A 21,039-nucleotide genomic window follows, 5' to 3' on the forward strand; every position below is an offset into this window, starting at 1 on the left:
TTATTTACCGTGTTGCCCCCAGCCCCCCCCCTGCGGGGTGGTTTCCGTTGTGGGGGGTTTTTTGGTGGGCTCTGTGGGCTGGGGGCAAAAAATCCCCCCCACTCAACGGACTGTCAGGCGGCGCCGATGCCCGCGCGCGCGATCGAGAACCCGCTGCCGGTCGCGTCGGCGACGCACCTCATGCCGGACTCGTCGCTGACGCACGTGAACCCGTGGGCCTTCTTCTGCGCGCCGTACTTCAGGATCGCGATGTCGCCCTTCGCCTTCTTGGGCTGGTCCTGCTTGGTCACGCAGGGCTGGGTCACGTTGCCCGTCGGGTCGACCTTCGCCACGTAGCCGGAGGCGCCGCCGCACGAGGCGTCGGGCGCGGGCTTCCGGTCGAGCTCCGCGATGCCGCACGCGGCGGCGTCGGCGGAGATCGTGCACGTGATGTTCAGGGACGGCGCGGCGAACGTCTCGACGCCGGCCCCGCCGTCGGTCTCCAGACCCTCTTCGGGCTCCGGCGACGCCGACTCCTCGGCCGCCGGCGTCTCGCCCGTCCCGAGCGTGGTGTCGGGGCTGCCCAGCAGGTTCACCGCGAACACGATCGCGGCGATCACGAGCAGCACGTCCAGGGCGATGAAGGCGATCCAGCCGGGGCTGAGCTTCTTGCGCCCCGGTTCGGTGGCGTAGCCGTCGGCTGGGGCACCGTGGACCGGCTGGCCGTACTGGTCGTAGCCCTGCGGCGGATACGGCGGCGGCGGGTACTGGCCCGCCTGGGGCGCCTGCTGCGCGTAGGCCTGCGGCTGTGCGTAGCCCTGCGGCTGCGCCCAGCCCTGCTGACCGGGCTGCTGGTAGGGCTGCTGGTACTGCTCGGTGTAGTACTGGGGGGCGCCGCCACCGTTGTGGATGTGGACGGACTGCACCACAGGAGCGCCGGGCGCCGCGGGCGCCGGCGTGACAGCCTGCGAGAACTGGCTCGCGGGTGAGATCGCGGGTGGTCTACGGGTCGCCGCGGAGACACGCTGCACCGGCCCCTGCTGGGCGGGCGTCGGTGCGGTGGGCGGGTGCTGCTCCTGGGGCGGTGTACCCGGGTCCTCGTCGGGCCAACCGCCTGGCGGCGGTGGCGGCGGCACTGTGCCGGACATCAGGCGACTCCCTCAGCTCAAATCGGTCGGTCGGGCGACCGCGGTCGATCGTACACAAAGGCGTTACTCGCTGTTACTCCTGCGTGGCATGATCGACGAGTCGTCGCAGGTAGTTCACAGACCGGACGACAACCCAACCGAAAAGGCGCGCCCGTCGGGCGTGCGGGGCGTCGTTCGCCGCCCCCGAGATGACAGACGTGGAGGGCCTGTGCCCGGAGAGAACCTGACCCGCGCCGAGGCGGTCGAACGCGCCGGCGTCGTAGCGGTCGAGTCGTACGAGATCGCGCTGGACCTGACCACCGGCCCGGAGACCTTCGCGTCCGCGACGACCGTGCGCTTCACCGCGACGGAGGGCGCCTCGACGTTCGTCGACCTGGTCGCGCCGTCGGTGAGGTCGGTCGTGCTGAACGGTCGTGAGCTGGACCCGTCGGCGGTGTTCGCGGACTCCAGGATCACCCTGGAGGGCCTGGCCGCCGACAACGAGCTGGTCGTCGTGGCCGACTGCGGCTACACGAACACCGGCGAGGGCCTGCACCGCTTCGTGGACCCGGTGGACGGCGAGGTCTACCTGTACACGCAGTTCGAGGTGCCGGACGCCCGCCGCGTGTTCGCCTGCTTCGAGCAGCCGGACCTCAAGGCGACGTTCCAGTTCACGGTCACCGCGCCGGCGGCGTGGCAGGTCGTGAGCAACGAGCCGACGCCGGAGCCCGTCGCGACCGGCGAGGACGTCGCCACCTGGACGTTCGAGCCGACGGGCCGCATCTCGACCTACATCACGGCGCTCGTCGCCGGCCCGTACGCGGTGGTCCGCTCGTCGCTGACGTCGTCGGACGGCCGGGAGATCCCGCTCGGCGCGTTCTGCCGCAAGTCGCTGTCGGCGCACTTCGACGCCGACTACATCTTCGAGAAGACCCGCCAGGGCTTCGAGTTCTACGAGTCCACGTTCGGCGTGCCGTACCCGTTCACCAAGTACGACCAGCTCTTCGTGCCCGAGTACAACATGGGCGCCATGGAGAACGCGGGCTGCGTGACCTTCACGGAGACGTACGTGTTCCGCTCCAAGGTGACCGACGCCGTGCGCGAGCGCCGTGTCGTGACGATCCTGCACGAGCTGGCGCACATGTGGTTCGGCGACCTGGTCACCATGAAGTGGTGGAACGACCTGTGGCTCAACGAGTCGTTCGCCGAGTACGCGTCCACGCTCGCCACGGCCGAGGCCACCGAGTGGGACGCCGCCTGGACCACGTTCTCCGCGATGGAGAAGTCCTGGGCCTACAAGCAGGACCAGCTCCCGTCCACGCACCCGATCGTCGCCGAGATCAAGGACCTCGAGGACGTCCAGGTCAACTTCGACGGCATCACGTACGCCAAGGGCGCGTCCGTGCTCAAGCAGCTCGTGGCCTGGGTGGGCCGCGAGGCGTTCGTCTCGGGCGTCTCCGCGTACTTCGGCAAGCACGCGTGGGGCAACACCGAGCTGCCCGACCTGCTCACAGAGCTCGAGACGACCAGCGGCCGCGACCTCAAGGCCTGGTCGAAGCTCTGGCTGGAGACCGCGGGCGTGAACACGCTGCGTCCGGTCATCGAGACGGACAGCCACGGCCGCATCATGTCGTTCGTCGTCGAGCAGACGGCGCCCGCCGAGTGGCCCACGATCCGCCCGCACCGCCTCGGCATCGGCTTCTACAGCCTGTCCGACGCCGGCGAGCTCGTGCGCACCCACTTCGTCGAGGTGGACGTCGACGGCCCGCGGACGGACGTGAAGGAGCTCGTCGAGCTCGACCGTCCGGCGCTCGTGCTGCTCAACGACGAGGACCTCGCGTACGCGAAGATCCGTCTCGACGCCGCGTCGCTCCGCGTCGCGCTCGAGCACCTGGGCGACATCGCGGACCCGCTGGCCCGCTCCCTGGTGTGGGGCTCGGTCTGGGACTCGGTGCGCGACGGCGAGGTCCCGGCGTCGGAGTACGTCCGCCTGGTGCTCGGCGGCATCTCCCGCGAGACCGAGTCGACGACCCTGCGCACCACGCTCAACCAGATGGTGCTGGCGGCCAGGCAGTACGTGGCGCCGTCGGCCCGTGCCGCGACCCTCGCCGAGGTGGGCGACACGCTCTGGACGCTCGTGGGCGACGCCGCGGCCGGCTCGGACACCCAGTTCCAGCTCGTGAAGTTCTTCGCGCACGTCGCGTCGACGCCGGCGCACGTCGAGACGCTGTCCGGGCTGCTGGACGGTTCGGTCACGCTCGACGGTCTCGAGATCGACACGGACCTGCGGTGGGAGCTGCTGGAGGGCCTCGTGCTCAACGGTGCCGCGGGCGACGAGGAGATCGACGCGACGCTCGCCGCCGACGACACCGCGACGGGCCGCCAGTCCGCCGCGCGCGCCCGGGCCGCGAAGCCGACGGTCGAGGGCAAGCTGGCCGCGCTGTCGTCGGTGGTGGACGCCGACGTGCCGAACGCGATCATCCGGAACACGGGCCTCGGGTTCGTGCACGTGAGCGACCCGGCCGTGCTGGCGGGCGTCGTGCAGCCGTACCTGGACGCGGTGCTCAAGGTGTGGAACGAGCGGAGCTACCACATCGCCGAGGAGATCATCGAGGGCTTCTACCCGGCGCCGCTGGCGTCGGCGGAGCTGCGGGATGCCACGGCTGCCTGGCTCGAGACGAACGCCGATGCGGCCCCGGCCCTGCGCCGCCTGGTCGTGGAGTCCCTGGCCGGCACGACCCGCGCCCTGGCGGCCCAGGCCGCGGACGCCTGACCACCCGTTGAGTGCTGGGTATTTGTTGGGTCTGAGCCTCAGATCCAACAAATACCCAGCACTCAACGAGAGGTGCGGTGCGGGTTACCAGATGCGGACCCGGTCAGCCGGGGGCAGGTACAGGGCGTCGCCCGGCTGGACGTCGTACGTCGTGTAGAACTCGTCCACGTTGCGCACCACGCCGTTGCAGCGGAACTCGTTGGGGGAGTGCGGGTCCGTCGCGAGACGGCGGAGCACCTCCTCGTCGCGGCCCTTGGACTGCCACACCTGCGCCCAGCCGAGGAAGATCCGCTCCAGGGCGGTCAGCCCGTCCACGACCGGCGCCTCGTCCAGCGGCTTGCCGAGCGCGATCCGGTACGCCTTGATGGCGATCGACAGGCCACCCAGGTCGCCGATGTTCTCGCCGATCGTGAGGCTGCCGTTGACGTGCACGTCCTCGGCCTTCTCGCCGTCGGCCCCGCCCTCGGCAGCCTCGCCCTCGGCGCCCGCGACGGCGGCGGACGCCTCGAGTTGCGCCGGACGGAACGCGTCGTACTGCGCGATCAGCGCGCTCGTGCGCTTCTCGAACTCGGCGCGGTCCGCGTCGGTCCACCAGTCCTCCAGGCGGCCGTCGCCGTCGTACTTGGAGCCCTGGTCGTCGAACCCGTGGCCGATCTCGTGCCCGATGACGCCGCCGATGCCGCCGAAGTTCACGGCGTCGTCGGCCTCGGGGTCGAAGAACGGGGGCTGCAGGATCGCCGCGGGGAACACGATCTCGTTCATGCCCGGGTTGTAGTACGCGTTGACCGTCTGCGGCGTCATGAACCACTCGTCGCGGTCCAGCGGCTTGCCGATCTTCGCGAGCTCGTAGTCCTGGTCGAACGCGTTGGACCGGCGCACGTTGCCCACCAGGTCCGCCGCGTCCACCTCGAGCCCCGAGTAGTCGCGCCACTTCACGGGGTACCCGACCTTCGGCGTGAACTTCTCGAGCTTGGCCAGGGCCTTCGCCTTGGTCTCGTCGGTCATCCAGTCGAGACCCTCGATGGACTCCCGGTAGGCGGCGACGAGCGCGTCCACGAGCCGGTCCATCTTCGCCTTGTTCGACGGCGGGAAGTGCCGCGCCACGTACTCGGCGCCCACGACCTCGCCGAGCGCGCCCTCGACGAGTGCGACGCCGCGCTTCCAGCGCTCGCGCACCTCCTGCGCGCCCGTGAGGGTGCGGCCGTAGAAGTCGAAGTTGGCCTCGACGATCTCGTCGGTCAGGTACGGCGCCCGGGCGCTGACCACGTGGTACGTCATCCAGAGCTGCCAGTCCAGCACCGACAGCTCGCTCCACAGGGCGGCGAAGCCCGTAGCGAAGTCGGGCTCGCGCACCACCAGGTCGTCGAACGCGCCCGCGGGCACGCCGAGGGCCTCGGCCCAGGCCGCCCAGTCGAAACCGGGCGCCGACCCGGCGAGGTCCGCGAGCGTCGTCGGGTTGTACGTGAGGGTGGCGTCCCGGTCGCGCACCACGTCCCAGTGGTGGGCGGCGAGCCGCTTCTCGAGGTCGAAGACGCGGCTGGCGGCGTCGTCGGCGGAGATGCCCCATGTGTCGTGGACGCCCGCGAAGCGCAGCATCCTGGCGACGTGCGGCAGGTACTTCTTGCGGATCGGGGCGTACTGCTCCTCGCGGTAGTACGCCTCGTCGGGCAGGCCGAGGCCGGACTGCCGCAGGTAGACGACGTACTTCTCCGGGTCGGTGGCGTCGTTGTCCACCCAGAAGCGGACGCCGGCCGTGCCGCCCGTGCGCTGCAGGGTGCCCAGGGCGCGGGTCAGGGCCGCCATGTCGCCGGCGTCGCGGATGAGCGCGAAGTCCTCGTCCAGGGGAGCCGTGCCGAGGCCGGTGATGCGCTCCGTGTCCATGAAGCTCTGGTACAGGTCGCCGATCTTCGAACCGGTCGGCGCGTCCTGGATGATCTCCCGGACGTGCACCTCTGCCTTGTCGTAGAGGTCTCGGAACGCGCCGTCCATCGCGCGGTCGGCGGGGATCTCGTGACTGTCGATCCACCGCCCGTTGACATGGCGGTACAGATCGTCCTGCGGTCGGGTTGCGGGGTCGAGCGCGTCGAGGTCGATGCCCGACGTGAGACCCGTGGCGTCGGTGGTCATTGCGCCAGCGTACGCAACCTTCGCACCCTGGTCGTCGTGCTGCGCGCCCTACCCCGCGGATGAGGAAGAATGGGGCTCATGCGCCTGCACATCGCCGCCGACCACGCCGGGTACGACCTCAAGCAGCACCTGGTGCAGCACCTCACCACCGCCGGGCACGAGGTGATCGACCACGGGGCCCACGAGCTGGACCCCCAGGACGACTACCCCGCCTTCTGCATCTCGGCCGGCGAGGCCGTCGTCGCCGAGCCGGGCTCGCTCGGCATCGTGATCGGCGGCTCGGGCAACGGGGAGCAGATCGCCGCGAACAAGGTGACCGGCGTCCGCGCCGTCCTCGCCTGGTCGCTCGAGACCGCCAGGCTGGGCCGCCAGCACAACGACGCCAACGTGATCGCCGTGGGCGGCCGGATGCACTCGGTGGAGGAGTCGACGTCGTTCGTCGAGGCCTTCGTGGCAGAGCCGTTCAGCGGCGACGAGCGGCACCAGCGCCGCATCGACCAGCTCGCCGACTACGAAGCAAAGCGTGCCTGAGGGGCACACCGTCCACCGCCTCGCGCGGACGTTCGACTCGCTGTACGCCGGGCAGGCCCTCCGGGTGAGCAGCCCGCAGGGCCGGTTCGCCGACGGCGCCGCGGTGCTCTCGGGGCGCCGTCTGGTGGCGAGCGAGGCGTGGGGCAAGCAGCTCTTCCTGGGGTTCGAGGGTGACCTGTGGCTGCGGACGCACCTCGGGCTGTACGGCGCGTGGACGTTCGCCGGCGCTCCGGACGCACCCGAGGTGGCGCACGCGATCGGCGCGCCGCGCAAGCGCATCGGCGAGCGGGAGACGACGGCATCGTCGTCAGACCTGTCAGACCTACCGGTCACTCCGGTGACCTCGGCGTCTGACACGTGGGTGGTGCCCGAGCCGCGCGGGCAGATCCGCGTGCGCTTGCTCGGCGACCACGCCGTCGCGGACCTGACCGGCCCGACGGCGTGCGAGGTGCTCACGACCGAGGAGAAGAGAGCGGTCGAGGCGCGCCTGGGCCCGGACCCGATCCGGGACGACGGCGACGCCGAAGCCTTTGTTGCGGCGGTCGGCCGATCCCGGGTCACGATCGGGCAGCAGCTCATGGACCAGGCGGTCGTCGCAGGGGTCGGGAACATCTACCGCGCCGAGGCGCTGTTCCGCGCTGGTGTCGACCCGCTGCGGCCCGGGCGGGAGGTGCCCGCCGCGACGGTCCGCGCGATCTGGGACGACCTGGTGACCCTCATGCGGGCAGGCGCGACCCACGGCGCGATCGTCACGACCCGCCCGGCCGACCGCCCGGCCCGGGACGTGAGCCGAGAACGCGGTGATGACCGGGACGGGGACTCCGACGAACACAAGCCCGTTGTCGACGGGCGTCGCCGGACCCGGCAGAACACCGACGGGCTGCCGGATGCCGTGCCGTCCGACGAGGCGTTCTACGTCTACCACCGGGCCGGCCTGCCGTGCCGGGTCTGTGGGACGCCGGTACTGACCAAGGAGCTCGCCGGCCGCAACCTGTTCTGGTGCCCCACCTGCCAGACCTGACCGGGAACGGCGGGAACGGTCGGGGTGGTCAGAAGACCCAGGAGGAGCCCGGGGCGATCGGCCAGCCGAACGCGGCGCTCGCGCGGGCCAGCGCGTTCGCCGGCTGCCCGGGACGCGGGTGCACCGTGACGAGGCCGGCGGCCGCCAGCGCCGCGAGCGACCTGCCGCCGAGATAGGCGGCACCCAGCTCGCGCACGTCGAGCGACACGTCCGGGGCTTCGAACTCCGGGTCCACCCGCTCCACCGACGCCTCGCCGAACGCCTCGGCCCGCAGCCGGTAGGCACCCGCGTTGGCGGGCAGCCGCGCGTCGGTCACGGCGAGCGTGACGTCGACGTCGGCCGCGTACCGGCGCCCGGCGAGCGCGCCGGCGACGTCGACCAGCCGGACCCAGACGTTGTCCGGCGTGCGCGGGACGGCGGCGCGGAGGTCCACCAGGAGGTTCGTGATGACGTCGTCCACCGGCAGGACGAACGGCGTGACGTCGTTCGTCAGGTCGAGATCGAGCAGCGCGCCCCACAGCGCCCGGGCCGCGGCGGCGTCGAGCGCGACGACCTCGCCGGCGTGGACCCGCCCGCGCGGCCCCCTGGGCTCCCAGCTCATGGTGCGGCGGAACGTCACGTAGCCGCGCGGTTCGCCGTCGAGCTCGACGACCATGATGCGCCGGGACTCGCGTCCCTCGCGGTGGATCGGGGAGTCGTCCCAGAGGACGGCCTGCAGCTCCTCGGTCTCGCGGGTGACCCAGCCCGGCCGGTTGATCCCCGGCAGGCCCGTCGGGGCGGCGCCGGCGGCACGGTGCAGGCGGTCGACCAGCTCGCCGTGCTTCTCGCGGGCGGCGACCTCGATCCGGATCGTGTGCCGTTCGGCCCCCGGCACGTCCCGCAGGGCGGCGCCGCGCGGGATCTCCAGGCGGAGGTCGTCGGCCGCGTGCCCGTAGCCGAACCGGCCGTAGATGGGCGCCTCGGCGGCGAACAGGGCGCTGAGCGCCTCGCCGCGCTCGGCGGAGCGCGCCAGGTGCAGGTCGATCATCGCCGTCAGCAGGCCGCGGCGGCGGTGCTGCGGATGCACGCCCACCCAGGTCAGTCCCGCGGTCGGCAGCTCGGCCCCGGGCACGGGGAACTGCCGGAACGGGTAGGACGCGTGCAGCGCCACCAGCCCGTCGGAGCCCTCCGCCTCGATCGCGATCGCGCGTTCCCAGGTCAGCGGTGACGGGGCGGCGTCGATGTCGTCGTGGGCGTGGCCCGACGGGAACGCCCACGTGTCCAGCTCGGTCACGAGCCGTTGGTCGTCCTTGGTCAGCGTGCGCCAGCGGTAGCCGTCGGGCAGGGCGATCTGCGGAAGTGCCATGCGTCGATCGTGCCACCAGCGGGCAAGTGGAAAACTGCCCGACGCTGTCGCTGCCGGTGTTGCAGCCGGTGCTGCTGCCGGTCTCGCTGTCCGTGTCCGCGTCTACGATCGCATCGTGACCGACTCGCCGCCCGGAACCCAGCTCACCGACGTCGAGGAGTACGCCGCCGCGGTGCTCGACGTCGTCCGGCGCATCCCCTCGGGCCGCGCGATGACGTACGGGCTGATCGCCGAGATCGTCGGCGAGCAGCTCGGCCGCGGCGGGCCGCGCCAGGTGGGGAGCGTCATGGCCGGGTCAGGGGACCGGTACGCGCACCTCGTCCCGGACGGCGACCGCCCGGACGGCGCCGCCGCCGGACCGCCGTCCGACGACGGAGACGACGGAGACGACGGCGGCGTGCCCTGGTGGCGCGTCGTCAACGCGGCAGGCTCCCCGCCGAAGCAGTACCTGACCGAGGCCCTGGATGAGCTGCGCGCGGAGGGCTGCCCGCTGTCGCGTGACGGCCGCCGCGTGAACCTAAGACGCGCGGTGTGGTTCCCGGAGGACGCCCCTCGTTGAGTGCTGGCTATTTGTCGGCCCAACGACCCAGGCTCGACAAATACCCAGCACTCAACGGTCAGACCTTTTTCGGGGACACCCGGGAGAGGAGGGCGGCCGTCGTCGAGCGCGCCCGCCCGCCGAGCGTGGAGTCCTGCGCCGCCGACAGCAGCGCCAGCATGGAGGCCGGGTCGCCCTGGACGAGCATCGTCGTGATCGCCGTGCGCTCCCAGGCCGGCAGCTCACGCCGGATCTTGTCGATCGGGCCGACCAGCGCGATCTCCTCCACGAGCTGCGTCGGGACGGCCGCCGCAGCCTCCTCCTTGCGCCCGGCGAGGTACAGCTCCTGCACCTTGTCGAGCGGCTCCTTGTAGCCGAGCCGGTCGAGCGACTGCTTGTGGAAGTTCGCGTCCTTCGCGCCCATCCCGCCCGCGTACAGGGCGATGTGCGGGCGGATGACGTCGGCGGCGGCCTCGACGTCGTCGCGCACGACGACGGGGACGGTGGCCGCGACCTCGAACCCGTCGGCCGCCGAACGCTCGTCGGAGCGGGCGTCGAAACCCTCGGCGAGCAGCGCGCGGAACTCGTCGTCCATGCGGGGCGCGTAGAAGCCGGCCATCCAGCCGTCCGCGATCTCGGCCGCCAGAGCCACGTTCTTGGGTCCCTGCGCGGCCAGGATGATGGGGATCTCGGGACGGAACGGGTGCACGGTGGGCTTGAGGGCCTTGCCGAGCCCCATCGCCCCCGGCGCCTCCGGGGACAGGGGGAGCTGGTAGAAGGAGCCGTCGTGGGTCACCGGCGCCTCGCGGCGCATCACCTGCCGCACGATGTCGACGTACTCGCGTGTGCGGGCCAGCGGACGCCTGTACGGCTGGCCGTACCAGCCCTCCACGACCTGCGGCCCGGAGGCACCGAGGCCCAGCACGAACCGGCCCTTGGACAGGTGGTCCATCGTGAGCGCCTGCATGGCGGTCGCCGTCGGCGTGCGGGCGGAGAGCTGGGCGATGCCCGTGCCCAGCCGCACGTTCCTGGTGCGCGAGCCCCACCAGGCCAGCGGCGAGAAGGCGTCGGAGCCGTAGGCCTCCGCCGTCCAGACCGAGTCGAGGCCGAGCCGGTCGGCGGCCACGATGAACTGCTGGATGCCCTTCGGGGGCCTGCGGGACCAGTAACCGGTCTGGAATCCGATGCGCATACGGGGTCACCTCGTCGTGGGAAGCCTTACCTGAAACGGCGCGTCCCAGGTACTCCCCCACCCTACCGGCTCATCCGACGGCGTTGGTGCGCGCGGGCGCTCGCCGAATGGTCGGCAGAAAGTCAGGTGGTCGGCATTCCGAGCTGCCGACCATCTGACGTTCTGCCGACCATTCGTGCCGCGCCTGGGTATGGTGGAACGGTGGCCACCTATGACGACGTCGCGCGGAGCGCCTGCGCTGAGGCCGGCGGACGTCGGTCAGATCGTGTACTCGATGAGCTCCGACGGGTCCTCGTGCCGGGGGCGTTCCGCCACCGGTGAGTTCGGCACCCGGATCCGCGCGGGGATGCCCACGGCGACGGCTCCAGGAGGTACGTCCTTCACGACGACGGCGTTGGCGCCGATCTGCACGTCGTCGCCCACCCACACGGGGCCGAGCACCTTCGCGCCGGCGCCGACCGTCACGCGGTCGCCCAGCGTGGGGTGACGCTTGCCCCGGTTGAGCGACCGGCCGCCCAGGGTGACGCCGTGATAGAGCATGACGTCGTCGCCCACCACGGCGGTCTCGCCGATGACCACACCCATGCCGTGGTCGATGAAGAGGCGCCGCCCGAGCCGGGCGCCGGGATGGATCTCCACCCCGGTCGCCGCCCGCGCGAGCTGCGAGAGCAGCCGCGCGGGCAGGCGAAGGGACGGCACCCGCCACATGCGGTGCGCCGCGCGGTAGGCCCAGAGGGCGTGCACGCCCGGGTAGGCGAGCGCGACCTCCAGGTTCGTCCGCGCGGCCGGGTCGTGGGCGCGCGCGGCCGCCAGGTCCTCGGCAAGAACCTGGAACAGCCCGCGCGCCTTGGTCATCAGTCGACCAGGCCCTCGAACAGCGGGGTCGAGAGGTAGCGCTCGCCGAAGTCCGGGACGATCACGACGATCGTCTTGCCTGCGTTCTCCGGGCGCTTCGCCACCTGGAGGGCCGCGGAGAGCGCGGCGCCGGAGGAGGTGCCGACCAGCAGGCCCTCCTCGTTCGCCGAGCGGCGCGCGGTGTCGATGGCGGTGGCGAGGTTGACGTCGATGACCTCGTCGTACACCTTGGTGTCGAGGATCTCCGGCACGAAGTTGGCGCCGATGCCCTGGATCTTGTGCGGGCCGGGGGCGCCGCCGTTGAGGATGGGCGACTCCTCGGGCTCCACCGCGACGACCTTGATGTCGGGGTTCCGGTCCTTGAGTACCTGCCCCACACCGGTGATGGTGCCGCCCGTGCCGATGCCGGCGACCAGGATGTCGACGTTCCCGTCGGTGTCGGCCCAGATCTCCTCGGCCGTGGTCTCGCGGTGGATCTTCGGGTTGGCCTCGTTGGCGAACTGGCGGGCCAGGATGGCGCCCGGGCGCTCCTGGGCGATCTTCTCGGCGGCCGCGACGGCCCCCTTCATGCCCTCGGCGCCCGGCGTGAGCACCAGCTCGGCACCGTAGGCGCGCAGCAGCGCGCGGCGCTCCTTGGACATGGTCTCCGGCATCGCCAGGACCACCTTGTAACCGCGGGCCGCGCCGACCCAGGCCAGGGCGATACCGGTGTTGCCGGAGGTGCCCTCGACGATCGTGCCGCCCTCCTTGAGCTCACCCGACGCCTCGGCGGCGTCGATGATGGACACGCCGATGCGGTCCTTCACGGAGTTGGCCGGGTTGTAGAACTCGAGCTTGGCGAGAACCGTCGCCTCGAGGCCCTCGGTCAAGCGGTTGAGCTTGACGAGCGGGGTGTTGCCGATGAGCTTGGTCGCGTCGTCGTAGATGCGGGCCATGTGTTCTTCCTTCACTGTGTGGCGGGTCTGGCTGGAGTCGTGCCTGTCCGACGTCGGCACCCGGGTCGCGCGGATGCGTGCCTCGGGACTGGCGTGGAGCGTCTGGGGTTGGGTCGGGCCGGAGCATCGCGCCGGCGCCTGGGCCACGCTCGGCTGAGCCGGTGTGGTCGGGCGCATAGCGGACGCTCTACAGACAGCCTCGGGGGCAGCGGTCGGACACGCACATGGAGCGCGTGGCGGCGGCGCGAATCGGGGTGAGGGCCGAGATGGGGAGTGCGGAGCGCACGGTGCTCAAGACGTCCTCCCTGCGTGGGCGGCCGGACGGCCGCGCGGCTGCGTGTTCCGTTGGCGAGCCGTCGGCCCGCCTGGAGCAGGCTACGCGGGCGGGGACTGTGAGACAAGATCTGTCTCAGGTATCGATCACGTCGATGTTTTGAGGCGTCGTCGGGCGGCGTCGAATACCGCGTCGGCCCCGGTCCACCTAAGGACCGAGGCCGACGGGCCATCCGAGGGTGCCGCTGCCCGCGCGACGGCGGTCAGACGGCGAACTGACCGAGGCGGCAGCCGGCGGCCGCCGTCGTCGCGACCCTGGTCGTGACGACGGGCTCGGGCTTCGCCTCGGCCGCGGCCGCACCGCCGCCGATGTTGATGTCCGAGCACAGGTAGTACGGCTGGTCGAGGTGGGAGGCCTGCCAGATCGTGTACAGGACGGCCCGGCCGCTGCGTCCGGACAGGTCGACGTCGGTCTCGTACGTGCCCTGCGACGGGTATCTGCCGGTCTGCTTGACCAGCTGGACGTCGTCCCAACCGAGCGCCTCCGTCGTCGGGTCGAAGCCGGGCTCCGACACGTAGATGCGCAGGTAGTCGGCGCCGTGCCGGGCCTGGTCGGTCAGGGTGAGGCGGAACTGCTGCGGGACGTTCTTCGCGACCCACGCGCCGGGGGTGTCCATGTAGTCGTACCGCGGCGACTGGGTACGGCCACCCGAGCAGAGCTGCCCGTTCGGGATGACCGCCTCGTGGTTGCCCCCCACGTTCTCCCGGTAGAGGCCGTTCCAGTTCCACATGGCGTTGGGGTCGTGCCGCCAGGCGCCCCAGCACATCGGGTCGATGTTGGCCATCTCCGGGTTCAGGTGGTCGCTGCCCCAGCGCTCGAGACACCCGTAGTTGCGCGTGGGCGGGTTGGTCACCGAACCGTGGGCGGCCGCCGGCGCCGCTGTGACGGTGTCCGCGGTGACCGTGGCCAGGAAGGCGAACGGAGCGATCAGCGCCGCGGTGATGGCGAGCGTGAGACTGCGCTTGTGCGCACGGATGGACATGGTTCCTCCAGGTGCTCGGGCGGGTGCGCCTGGCGGAGCCCGCCACGGCGCGGTGCACGAACACTGTGCGGAGCCCGTGCGGGCGAAAACCACCCGCTGAAACGTTTAGAGTTCCGGCACGACCAGGAAGGAACGGCGTGTTGAACCAGTCCCAGATCGAGCCTCGGGTCCGTGAGGCGTCCGCCGCCGACGACGCCGTAGTGCTCCAGCTCATGATGGAGTACATGGCGTGGGCGCTCGCCACGTTCGAGGAGACCTACGGCTTCGCGATGGGCGGCGACGCGCGGCACACGCCCGCGGCGCTCGACCGGTTCCGCAGGCCGTCCGGCGTGCTCGCGCTCGCGGACGTCGACGGCGGACCGGCGGGCGTCGCGGCACTGCGGGTGCAGGCGGACGGCGCCGTCGAGATCAAGCGGATGTTCGTGCGCCCCGAGCACCGCGGCACCCACGTGGGCTCAGCGATGCTGGATTGGCTCCTGGAGCTCTCCCGCGACGAGCTGCGGGCGCAGACGGTCCGGCTGGACAGCAACCGCTTCATGCACGAGGCCCACCGGCTCTACGAGTCGCGCGGGTTCGTGGAGCGTTCGCCCTACGAGGGCTCCGAGATCCCCGCAGAACTGCGGCATCTCTGGCGGTTCTACGAGCTGACCATGGATCGCTGAGCCCTGGCTGACGGGCAGAACTGTGCCTAGGGTCGAGGGGACCGAGTGCCTTGGAGGTTTTGAATGGCTGTCAACGACTCGCCCGGCGTCGTCCCGCCCAGCATCCCGCCCGTCATACAGGAGTTCGTCGATGCCACGAACGCGGCCGACACCGAACGGTTCGTGGCCACCTTCACGGACGACACCTACCTGAACGACTGGGGGCGTGAGTTCCACGGTCCCGACGGCGTCCGGAGCTGGAACGAGACCGACAACATCGGGATGCAGAGCCAGTTCGAGCTGATCTCGGTGCTGCCCGGGTCCGCGAACGGCGAGTACACGGCGAACATCATGGTGACGAGCAACCGGTTCAACGGGACCGGGCCGTTCAGGTTCGAGCTGCGTGACGGGAAGATCGCGAGACTGGTGCTCAGCTGACGGTTGTGTCGGCGCGTAGTTGCGCACGGCGTCGGCGGGCATGGCCGAACCCTCTGGGAGCTCGACCGTATGTGGCGACCCTCCCGAATTCGTGCGGGCGCGGAGGGCTTTCCAGTGGGCGGGTCGGAAACCCAGGCTGTGGTGAAGCAGGACGAGGTCGAGAGGCCTGGTGTCGTCGTCACAGTCGATGTGACCCGAGTGTCGAAGCGGTAGGTGGATCAGGGTGCGTGGGGAACGTGCCGCCGGCCACCACGCGGCCGCAAGATCGCGGGCGAAGTTCAGGCTCCGCGGGGGCGAGCACGTAGTCCGCGAACTGTGTTGCTCTCCGTTGACAATGTCTACTGCCGGCAACACAGCCCGAGTTCGTGAACTCTCCCCGCTACTTCAGGCGTTCGTGCCCGACGGCGTCCCTGCGCCCGAGGTCAGGCTCGGCCAGGCTCGAACGCAGGCGGCCGAGGGAAGGTCCGCACGTGCCACCAGATCACCAGCGGCACGATGAACAGCTCCAGGGCGAGCGCTCCGATGAACGCCGGGTGCGGCCAGCCCGTCACCGCTATGGAGACGAGCCGGGCGATTGCGCCGAGCGATGCGATCGCGAGGATCACGCGCGTCACGGCAGCGCGTTCCTCGGGTCGGCGCAGGCTCCACCAGATGAGCAGCCCAGCGGCGAGCCAGAACACGTTGGTGAACCGGTACTCGCCGTCGACGGTGGCGTTGACGGCCTCGCCGTCGGGCAGGGCCGCAGGCCCGCCCACGATCCCGAGCAGCCCGCTGAGCACGGGAACGACGCCCAGAACGGCGATGACCACTATCAATGTCCGACGACCCATATGGGCAGTTTGGCACGAGCGCCCGGCCCGTCGCCGAGATTTACCACATGGCCACCTCGGCCCCGAGCTCCAGCCCGTCGCCGGTGGTGCGCGCCGACGAGATCTCCACCTGCTGCAGGTCCCGACCCTCCGGGAACGCCACACCCTCGACCAGCCGGTCGAGCTGGTCGTTGCCGAGCTGTTCCGCGAGCGTGGCAAGGGGCATGCTGAGCCCGGCGAGCCGGACCGTGTCCGCGCGGAGCACCGCCTGGCCGCCCTCGGCGGCCACGGAGAGGAGCACGTCGACCGTCTGCTCGCTGCCCGCGATGGACAGCGGTAGCCGTGCGACGAGGTCCCCGGCCTCCGACGCGACCTGGAGCCCCGGCAGGTCGGTGGCGGCGCGCGCCGTGTCGGTGAGGGCCTCGGGGGAGACCCGCACCGACACGGTGGCCTGACCGGTCGCGAGCTGCCAGAGCGCTGGGGTGTCGTCCCGCGCGACGGTGACGCCCGCGGGCAGGTCCGCCTCGGCGCTCGCGATCCGGTCGTCGATGATGCCGCGCAGGACGAGCTCGCCGGCCACCCCGAGCAATGCCAGCCCGCCCACCACCGAGATGACGGCGATGATCCAGCGATGGCGCGGGCGGTACGAGGTGGTCCGTGTCATGGGGACCATTCGACCGCACCGACATGACGATCCGCTGGGCATGCTGTGATGGATCGGGGCTGGTCACGCCCCCTGCTGGACCGGCCTACCGCCGGCTCAGGCGGTACGCCCCCGCCCATGCCCGGGCGTCCAGCTCGCGGGGGAGCGCGTTCGGGCCGACGCCGTGCTCGCGCGCCCACCGCCGGACGTCGTCCCGTGCGATGCCCTGCCGCACGAGGATCTCGTGCAGCCCGCGGCCGCGTCCGTTGAACACCGCCGCGGCGAAGCGCTGGTAGCCGTGCCGCTCGCGCACGGGCAGCAGGGGCTCCGTACGACGGTCGATCACGAGCAGCCCGGCGTCCACGCTCGGGCGCGGCCGGAACGCCCCGGCGGGGATGCGGCGGTCCAGGCGGGGCGAGAGCCAGGGCCACCACTGGGCGGTCAGGAGGGTGGTGCCGCCGACGGCGGCGCGCTTGCGCGCGACCTCCCACTGCGTGATCAGCACGGCGCGCTGCCAGCCGGCCAGCGTGAAGAGGCGCCGCAGCACCGGTGTGGTCAGGTGGAACGGAACGTTGCACACGAGGTCGTAGGGGGCCGACGGCGGTGCGTGGCGCAGGATGTCGTCCCGCGTCACCGTGACGTTGCCGGGGACCACCCTGCTGAGGCGCCCGGTCGAGCGCGGGTCGATCTCCACCGCCTCGAGCGGACGGCCCAGGCGCGCCAGCGGCAGGGTGAGCGCCCCGCGGCCGGCCGCCCACTCGACCACCGGCCGGTCGGCGTCGGGGACGAGGTCGACGATGCGGCGGATGACCTGCGTGTCGACCAGGAGGTTCTGTCCCAGCTCGTGGGCGCCGCCCGGCAGGTCGTGGAGGGCGGCGGAGTCTTGGGCAGTGGTACGTGAGGAACGGTTGCGCGACATGTGTGCTCCGGAAGTCGTCGGTACTCGAGATCCGGGCAGCACGAATGCGCCGCCCGGCGGGAGCCGGCGGCGCGGGGCACGCGCTGGGTGTGAGAGTGCGTTCCGCGCCGCTAGCGGGCGGAACGCTCTCTGATCATCATGTGGGCGCTCATCGTGGCCGACCCTACGAGCCGCCCTCCGGGGCGGGCCAGCGTTTTTCCACCAGGCTTGACACGGCGAATCCGCGATGGTCGTATGGCGCACTGTTAACGTTCACATTTCTGTGAGGTCACCGTGCAAAGAAGCACCAGTCGTTCCCTTCTGCCCCCACGCCCTGTCGCAGTCGGCGCCGTCGCGGCACTGCTCGGCGGCCTGCTCCCGTTCCTGCCGGCGAGCGCCGCAGTACCCGCGACGGCCACCACGAACACGACGGCCACGTCGTCCGCGACCGCTGCCGACGCGGCCGCCCAGGCCGACGCCGACGCCGCTGCCGCCGCGCTGAACATCGTCCACGCGGACGACGTGCGCGGGCACCTCACGCTGCCGTCGTCCGGCCTGCACGGCGCGACGGTCACCTGGGCGTCGTCCGACCCGGCCGTCGTCGCCACCGACGGCGTCGTCGACCGCCCCACGCACGGCGCGGGGGACACCACGGTGACCCTGACCGCGACCGCCGACGTCGGCGGCGCCACCGCCACGCGCGAGTTCCCCCTCACCGTGCGGGAGCAGCCGGCCGCCGCGCCGTACGAGGGCTACGCCTTCAGCTACTTCACGGGCAACTCGGTAGCCGGCGAGAAGATCTACTTCGCAGCCAGCCGGGGCAACAACGCCTTGAAGTGGGACGAGCTCAACGAAGGGCAGCCGACGCTTGAGTCGACCATGGGCGAGATGGGCCTGCGCGACCCGTTCCTGATCCGTTCCCCCGAGGGCGACCGTTTCTACCTGATCGCAACGGACCTCTCCATCGGCCGCAACGGCGACTGGGACCGTGCGCAGCGACAGGGCAGCAAGTACCTCGAGGTCTGGGAGTCGACCGACCTGATCAACTGGTCGGCGCAGCGGCACGTCAAGGTCTCGCCCGACACCGCAGGCAACACCTGGGCGCCCGAGGCCTACTGGGACGAGTCGCTCCAGCAGTACGTGGTGTTCTGGGCGTCGAAGCTGTACGCGGAGGACGACCCGAACCACACCGGGAACGCGTACAACCGGATGCTCTACGCGACGACCCGCGACTTCGTGACGTTCAGCGAGGCGAAGATCTGGCAGGACCGCGGCGAGTCCAGGATCGACTCCACGGTGATCAAGGAGAACGACACCTTCTACCGCTTCACCAAGGACGAGGGCGGCGGCGGCACGGGCTGCTCCGACATCATCCAGGAGAAGTCCCCGTCGCTGACCGCCGTCGACCTGCCCGGCGACCCGTCCTGGGATTTCATGGACGCCTGCATCGGCCGCGACGCCGGCACGTCCGCCGTCGAGGGTCCGACCGTCTTCGAGGCCAACCCGGGTGACACGTCCGGCTCGCCGTACTACCTGTTCGTCGACGAGTACGGCGGCCGCGGCTACATCCCGCTCGGCACCGACGACCTGGAGAACCCGGACTGGCAGGTCGCCGCGAACTACGACCTGCCGGCCAGCCCGCGCCACGGCACGGTCATCCCGGTCACCGCCGCCGAGCTCGCGGCCCTGCGCGACGGCATAGTGATCCCGGAGGAGCCGACGCCCGTCGTCGCCGACGAGAACGGCCTGGTCGCGCAGTACGACCTCGACGAGACATCGGGCACCGTCGCCACGGACAGCACCGGCCACGGGTACGACGGCACGGTCAGCGGCGACGCGACCTTCGCCGACGGCGCGCTGAACCTCGGCGGGACCGACGGCCACGTGCGGCTGCCGAACAACATGATGGCGGGCCTTACCGCGATCACCGTCTCGACGAAGGTCTGGCTGGACCCCGCCCAGGCGACGCCGTACTTCATCTGGGGCCTGGGCAACACCGACGGCGGGGGCACCGGCAACGGCTACCTCTTCACCACCGGCAACAACTACCGGACCTCGATCGCGACCGGGAACTGGAGCACCGAGCAGACCGTGGCGGGCGGGTCCGCCCTGCCCCGCGGCACCTGGAAGACGCTCACGTACACGCTCCAGGACGGCACCGCCGTGCTCTACCTCGACGGCGTCAAGGTCGGGGAGAAGACCGGAGTCACGATCAAGCCCGGCGACATCGGCGACGGCCGCACGACCGCCAACTACATCGGCCGCTCCAACTACACCTCCGACAAGTACCTCAAGGGCAAGGTGCGCGACTTCCGCATCTACAACCGGGCGCTGACGGCCCGCGAGGTGCAGGAGCTCGGGGCGGACCCGACGGCCATCACCGGCGTCGAGCTCGACAGCCTCAAGATCCCGGCGGTGATCGACTCGGCCTCCTCGACGGTGACCCTGCCGGTCACGCCCGGTACCGACCGGACGGCGCTGGAGCCGGTCTTCGGGACCGTATCGACGTCGACGGTGTCGCCGGACGTCACCGGCCCCGTTGACCTCTCGACGGCGCAGACGTTCACCGTGACCGCACAGGACGGTGCCACCCGGGACTGGACCGTGCGCGCGGTCGAGATGCGGTCGCCGGTGCTGCCCGGCCTGTACGCCGACCCGAACATCGCGAAGTTCGGCGACCACTACTACCTCTACGCGACCACCGACGGCGTCCCGGGCTGGGGCGGCAAGGACTTCTACGTCTGGAAGTCGAAGGACCTGGCGGACTGGGAGCGTTCGGCCGAGCCGTTCCTGACCCTGGACGGCGCGAACGGCGACGTGCCGTGGGCGACCGGCAACGCCTGGGCGCCGACGATCATCGAACGGGACGGGAAGTACTACTTCTACTTCTCGGGCCACAACCCGACCTACAACCGCAAGACGCTCGGCGTCGCCGTGGCGGACAGCCCCGAGGGCCCGTTCACCGCGCAGCCAGAGGCAATGGTCCAGAACAACGAGGCGATCTCCTCGGGTCAGGCGATCGACCCGTCGGCGTTCCAGGATCCCGAGACCGGCAAGTACTACCTGTTCTGGGGCAACGGCGGGCCGTCCAACGGGCCGGTGTACGCCGAGCTGAGCGACGACATGCTGTCGATCAAGCAAGACACGCTCAAGCGGATCGGCGGCCTGACCGACTTCCGCGAGGGCACGTTCCTCAACTACCGCGACGGGCTCTACCACCTGACCTACTCGATCGACGACACCGGTTCGCCCGACTACCGCGTCGGCTACGCCACGGCGACCAGCGTCCACGGGCCCTGGACCTACCGCGGCGTCATCCTCGAGAAGGACCCGAGCCAGGGCATCCTCGGGACCGGCCACAGCTCGATCGTCCAGGTACCGGGGACCGACGAGTGGTACATCGCCTACCACCGGTTCGGGATGCCGGGCGGTGACGGGACCCACCGGGAGACCACCATCGACCGGCTGACGTTCGGCGACGACGGCCTCATGGAGAAGGTGGTGCCGACGCTCACGAGCGTCGACCCGCTGCCCTACGACGGCGTCCAGCCGGAGGCTGTGCGGTCGCCGAAGGTCCAGGGCAAGGCCGTCGACGGCGCGAAGCTCACCGCAACGCCCGGTACATGGACCAAGGACGGCCTGACGTTCACGTACCAGTGGCTGCGGGACGGCGAGCCGGTCGCCGACGCGACCCGCAAGACGCTGCGGCTGACGTCCGCCGACATCGGGCACCGGATGTCTGTGCGCGTGACGGCGTCGCGCCCCGGGGCCTTCCCCGGCGAGGCGGTCTCCGCGCAGACGGCCAAGGTCCAGGCCCGGAGCTAGCGGGCGCCGGCGGCCCTGACCCGCCGCACCTGGTGCGGCGGGTCAG

The 21,039-nt window shown here is 71.1% G+C and carries 18 protein-coding genes; 8 read left to right on the forward strand and 10 right to left on the reverse strand.

The window, feature by feature from the left end:
- Positions 1 to 113: 113 nt before the first annotated feature.
- On the reverse strand, positions 114 to 1,127 hold the full coding sequence (locus tag ACFWE2_RS03105) for a hypothetical protein (RefSeq protein WP_377222740.1): 1,014 nt from the start codon (positions 1,125 to 1,127) through the stop codon (positions 114 to 116).
- Between the two features lie 208 nt (positions 1,128 to 1,335).
- Here ACFWE2_RS03105 and pepN point away from each other — a divergent pair, with 208 nt between their 5' ends.
- The gene (pepN, locus tag ACFWE2_RS03110; protein ID WP_377222741.1) at positions 1,336 to 3,879 is read left to right on the forward strand and encodes an aminopeptidase N; all 2,544 of its coding nucleotides are present in this window, start codon (positions 1,336 to 1,338) and stop codon (positions 3,877 to 3,879) included.
- An 84-nt stretch (positions 3,880 to 3,963) separates the two neighbouring features.
- On the opposite strand, the gene ACFWE2_RS03115 is transcribed toward pepN, so the two are convergent.
- Positions 3,964 to 6,006, reverse strand: coding sequence for a M13 family metallopeptidase (locus ACFWE2_RS03115; RefSeq protein WP_377222742.1), 2,043 nt, complete (start codon positions 6,004 to 6,006; stop codon positions 3,964 to 3,966).
- Positions 6,007 to 6,084: 78 nt separating this feature from the next.
- Between ACFWE2_RS03115 and ACFWE2_RS03120 the strand changes: the two genes are divergently transcribed.
- Complete coding sequence (locus ACFWE2_RS03120; RefSeq protein WP_377222743.1) at positions 6,085 to 6,537, forward strand: ribose-5-phosphate isomerase; 453 nt, start codon at positions 6,085 to 6,087, stop codon at positions 6,535 to 6,537.
- The gene (locus ACFWE2_RS03125) at positions 6,530 to 7,558 is read left to right on the forward strand and encodes an Fpg/Nei family DNA glycosylase (RefSeq protein ID WP_377222744.1); all 1,029 of its coding nucleotides are present in this window, start codon (positions 6,530 to 6,532) and stop codon (positions 7,556 to 7,558) included. The genes ACFWE2_RS03120 and ACFWE2_RS03125 overlap by 8 nt, the downstream gene beginning before the upstream one ends.
- Before the next feature lie 28 nt (positions 7,559 to 7,586).
- Here ACFWE2_RS03125 and eis read toward each other — a convergent pair whose 3' ends face one another.
- Positions 7,587 to 8,903, reverse strand: a complete 1,317-nt coding sequence (gene eis / locus ACFWE2_RS03130) for an enhanced intracellular survival protein Eis (RefSeq protein WP_377222745.1) — start codon at positions 8,901 to 8,903, stop codon at positions 7,587 to 7,589.
- 115 nt (positions 8,904 to 9,018) lie between these two features.
- Here eis and ACFWE2_RS03135 point away from each other — a divergent pair, with 115 nt between their 5' ends.
- Complete coding sequence (locus ACFWE2_RS03135; RefSeq protein ID WP_377222746.1) at positions 9,019 to 9,462, forward strand: MGMT family protein; 444 nt, start codon at positions 9,019 to 9,021, stop codon at positions 9,460 to 9,462.
- Between the two features lie 58 nt (positions 9,463 to 9,520).
- On the opposite strand, the gene ACFWE2_RS03140 is transcribed toward ACFWE2_RS03135, so the two are convergent.
- The 3 genes from ACFWE2_RS03140 to cysK form a co-directional block, all read right to left on the reverse strand.
- Complete coding sequence (locus tag ACFWE2_RS03140; RefSeq protein ID WP_377222747.1) at positions 9,521 to 10,633, reverse strand: LLM class F420-dependent oxidoreductase; 1,113 nt, start codon at positions 10,631 to 10,633, stop codon at positions 9,521 to 9,523.
- A gap of 258 nt (positions 10,634 to 10,891) precedes the next feature.
- Positions 10,892 to 11,488 (reverse strand): serine O-acetyltransferase EpsC, encoded by a 597-nt coding sequence (gene epsC / locus ACFWE2_RS03145; RefSeq protein WP_377222748.1) that lies wholly within the window; start codon positions 11,486 to 11,488, stop codon positions 10,892 to 10,894.
- On the reverse strand, positions 11,488 to 12,423 hold the full coding sequence (gene cysK, locus ACFWE2_RS03150) for a cysteine synthase A (protein WP_377222749.1): 936 nt from the start codon (positions 12,421 to 12,423) through the stop codon (positions 11,488 to 11,490). The genes epsC and cysK overlap by 1 nt, the downstream gene beginning before the upstream one ends.
- On the opposite strand from cysK, the gene ACFWE2_RS03155 reads away from it, so the two are divergent.
- Entirely contained in the window at positions 12,422 to 12,580 is a 159-nt protein-coding gene (locus ACFWE2_RS03155) for a hypothetical protein (protein WP_377222750.1), read from the forward strand. The genes cysK and ACFWE2_RS03155 overlap by 2 nt on opposite strands.
- Before the next feature lie 379 nt (positions 12,581 to 12,959).
- Here ACFWE2_RS03155 and ACFWE2_RS03160 read toward each other — a convergent pair whose 3' ends face one another.
- Positions 12,960 to 13,739 (reverse strand): lytic polysaccharide monooxygenase, encoded by a 780-nt coding sequence (locus ACFWE2_RS03160; RefSeq protein ID WP_377222751.1) that lies wholly within the window; start codon positions 13,737 to 13,739, stop codon positions 12,960 to 12,962.
- A gap of 137 nt (positions 13,740 to 13,876) precedes the next feature.
- Between ACFWE2_RS03160 and ACFWE2_RS03165 the strand changes: the two genes are divergently transcribed.
- Both ACFWE2_RS03165 and ACFWE2_RS03170 read left to right on the forward strand, forming a co-directional pair.
- The gene (locus ACFWE2_RS03165) at positions 13,877 to 14,401 is read left to right on the forward strand and encodes a GNAT family N-acetyltransferase (RefSeq protein WP_377222752.1); all 525 of its coding nucleotides are present in this window, start codon (positions 13,877 to 13,879) and stop codon (positions 14,399 to 14,401) included.
- A 63-nt stretch (positions 14,402 to 14,464) separates the two neighbouring features.
- Positions 14,465 to 14,818: a nuclear transport factor 2 family protein gene (locus tag ACFWE2_RS03170; RefSeq protein ID WP_377222753.1), complete on the forward strand. Its 354-nt coding sequence runs from the start codon at positions 14,465 to 14,467 to the stop codon at positions 14,816 to 14,818.
- A 422-nt stretch (positions 14,819 to 15,240) separates the two neighbouring features.
- On the opposite strand, the gene ACFWE2_RS03175 is transcribed toward ACFWE2_RS03170, so the two are convergent.
- The 3 genes from ACFWE2_RS03175 to erm form a co-directional block, all read right to left on the reverse strand.
- Positions 15,241 to 15,648, reverse strand: coding sequence for a DUF4345 domain-containing protein (locus ACFWE2_RS03175; protein WP_377222754.1), 408 nt, complete (start codon positions 15,646 to 15,648; stop codon positions 15,241 to 15,243).
- A gap of 40 nt (positions 15,649 to 15,688) precedes the next feature.
- A complete protein-coding gene (locus tag ACFWE2_RS03180) occupies positions 15,689 to 16,291 on the reverse strand; it encodes a hypothetical protein (protein WP_377222755.1) in 603 nt (200 codons plus the stop codon).
- Between the two features lie 85 nt (positions 16,292 to 16,376).
- Entirely contained in the window at positions 16,377 to 17,189 is an 813-nt protein-coding gene (gene erm / locus ACFWE2_RS03185; protein WP_377222756.1) for a 23S ribosomal RNA methyltransferase Erm, read from the reverse strand.
- 273 nt (positions 17,190 to 17,462) lie between these two features.
- Here erm and ACFWE2_RS03190 point away from each other — a divergent pair, with 273 nt between their 5' ends.
- The gene (locus ACFWE2_RS03190) at positions 17,463 to 20,993 is read left to right on the forward strand and encodes a family 43 glycosylhydrolase (RefSeq protein WP_377222757.1); all 3,531 of its coding nucleotides are present in this window, start codon (positions 17,463 to 17,465) and stop codon (positions 20,991 to 20,993) included.
- Positions 20,994 to 21,039: the final 46 nt, after the last annotated feature.

Origin of the sequence: Promicromonospora sp. NPDC060271, assembly GCF_042726755.1 — a bacterium.
In the GTDB taxonomy this organism is placed as follows: Bacteria; Actinomycetota; Actinomycetes; order Actinomycetales; family Cellulomonadaceae; genus Promicromonospora.

What these genes read in the sequence shown, in the direction of transcription:
- erm (WP_377222756.1), bottom strand. Translation starts at nt 17,189, where the DNA reads ATGTCGCGCAACCGTTCCTCACGTACCACTGCCCAAGACTCCGCCGCC.
- ACFWE2_RS03180 (WP_377222755.1), bottom strand. Translation starts at nt 16,291, where the DNA reads ATGACACGGACCACCTCGTACCGCCCGCGCCATCGCTGGATCATCGCC.
- ACFWE2_RS03140 (WP_377222747.1), bottom strand. Translation starts at nt 10,633, where the DNA reads ATGCGCATCGGATTCCAGACCGGTTACTGGTCCCGCAGGCCCCCGAAG.
- ACFWE2_RS03175 (WP_377222754.1), bottom strand. Translation starts at nt 15,648, where the DNA reads ATGGGTCGTCGGACATTGATAGTGGTCATCGCCGTTCTGGGCGTCGTT.
- eis (WP_377222745.1), bottom strand. Translation starts at nt 8,903, where the DNA reads ATGGCACTTCCGCAGATCGCCCTGCCCGACGGCTACCGCTGGCGCACG.
- ACFWE2_RS03155 (WP_377222750.1), top strand. Translation starts at nt 12,422, where the DNA reads ATGTGTTCTTCCTTCACTGTGTGGCGGGTCTGGCTGGAGTCGTGCCTG.
- epsC (WP_377222748.1), bottom strand. Translation starts at nt 11,488, where the DNA reads ATGACCAAGGCGCGCGGGCTGTTCCAGGTTCTTGCCGAGGACCTGGCG.
- ACFWE2_RS03160 (WP_377222751.1), bottom strand. Translation starts at nt 13,739, where the DNA reads ATGTCCATCCGTGCGCACAAGCGCAGTCTCACGCTCGCCATCACCGCG.
- ACFWE2_RS03105 (WP_377222740.1), bottom strand. Translation starts at nt 1,127, where the DNA reads ATGTCCGGCACAGTGCCGCCGCCACCGCCGCCAGGCGGTTGGCCCGAC.
- cysK (WP_377222749.1), bottom strand. Translation starts at nt 12,423, where the DNA reads ATGGCCCGCATCTACGACGACGCGACCAAGCTCATCGGCAACACCCCG.
- ACFWE2_RS03170 (WP_377222753.1), top strand. Translation starts at nt 14,465, where the DNA reads ATGGCTGTCAACGACTCGCCCGGCGTCGTCCCGCCCAGCATCCCGCCC.
- ACFWE2_RS03115 (WP_377222742.1), bottom strand. Translation starts at nt 6,006, where the DNA reads ATGACCACCGACGCCACGGGTCTCACGTCGGGCATCGACCTCGACGCG.
- ACFWE2_RS03120 (WP_377222743.1), top strand. Translation starts at nt 6,085, where the DNA reads ATGCGCCTGCACATCGCCGCCGACCACGCCGGGTACGACCTCAAGCAG.